This window comes from Arhodomonas sp. KWT, assembly GCF_010993615.1.
This window is the reverse complement of the sequence record NZ_WNXE01000671.1, coordinates 1-906: the sequence shown is the minus strand read 5'-3', so window position 1 is coordinate 906 and position 906 is coordinate 1. Positions and strand designations below refer to the sequence as shown.

2 protein-coding genes are annotated in these 906 nt (G+C 69.3%); one reads left to right on the top strand and one right to left on the bottom strand.

Features of this window, described 5'->3' with window-relative positions; all coding sequences use genetic code 11:
- Positions 1-108: 108 nt before the first annotated feature.
- Positions 109-534, bottom strand: a complete 426-nt coding sequence (gene irrA, locus G7A99_RS21630) for an iron response transcriptional regulator IrrA (protein ID WP_163143992.1) — start codon at positions 532-534, stop codon at positions 109-111.
- A gap of 101 nt (positions 535-635) precedes the next feature.
- Here irrA and G7A99_RS21625 point away from each other — a divergent pair.
- Positions 636-906, top strand: a 271-nt coding sequence (locus G7A99_RS21625; protein ID WP_163143990.1) for a DUF3750 domain-containing protein, incomplete at its 3' end; no start/stop codon positions are given.

The following is a 906-nucleotide window of genomic DNA, read 5'->3' as shown; positions in this document are numbered from 1 at the left end:
GTTCAGTGCGCTCCCGTACATTGCGGGAGCGTATCCCCTGTAATAGCAGCACCCATGCCGTCGTCAACAATATAGAATGATTCTAAAGACGGGCGGTATGTCCGGCAGCTACGCCTCGTCGCGGCGCACGCGGATGACGATGTCCACACTCTCGATGTGGGTACCGTCCGGGATCTCGGGCAGGCCGTTGAGCTCGACCGCGCCCACGGGGACGTCCTCGAGCCGGCCTGCGTCCTCGTCGAAGAGGTGGTGGTGGGGCTGGGTATTGGTGTCGAAGTAGGTCCGGCGGCTGTCGAGGACGATACGCTGGAGCAGGCCGACGGCGGCGAGCCGGTTGAGGGTGTTGTAGATCGTCGCCAGGGAGACGTCGATGGCGGCGTCGCCGGCCTCGCGGTGCAGTGCCTCAGCGGTGAAGTGGCGGTCGCCCTCGCCGAAGATGAGCGTCGCCAGATCGAGCCGTGCCCGGGTCGCGCGCAGACCGGCGCGGCGCAGGTGTGTTCGGAGCTGGTCGCGGTTGATCGACGTGGTGGGCATAATCGGGGATCCGGCATCTCTATGGTGACCTTTATCGACAGGTTAGCGTGTCGCTGCCGCCGGTGCGAGGGGCTGGGGCGTCCGAGGCGGGGGGAAACCGGATGAGCGGGCGTCGCCGCCGCCTCGCCGTCGTCACCCTGCTGGCCCTGATGGTGACCGGCCCGGCGGTCATGTGGGCCAGCGGGGGCTTCGTCGTCGAGGGCGACTGGCGCACAGCGAGCCGTGCCAGCGCGGGCATTGCGCCCGTGCCCGGGGCGGCCCCGGAGGCCATCGTCCAGGTCTACGCCGCCCGCGCCTTCGAGTGGCGCGGCGCCTTCGCCGTGCACACCTGGATCGCCACCAAGCCCGCCGGCGGCGGGCGCTACACCGTCT

Coding starts and splice junctions, on each gene's coding strand:
- irrA (WP_163143992.1), bottom strand. CDS start 534: ATGCCCACCACGTCGATCAACCGCGACCAGCTCCGAACACACCTGCGC.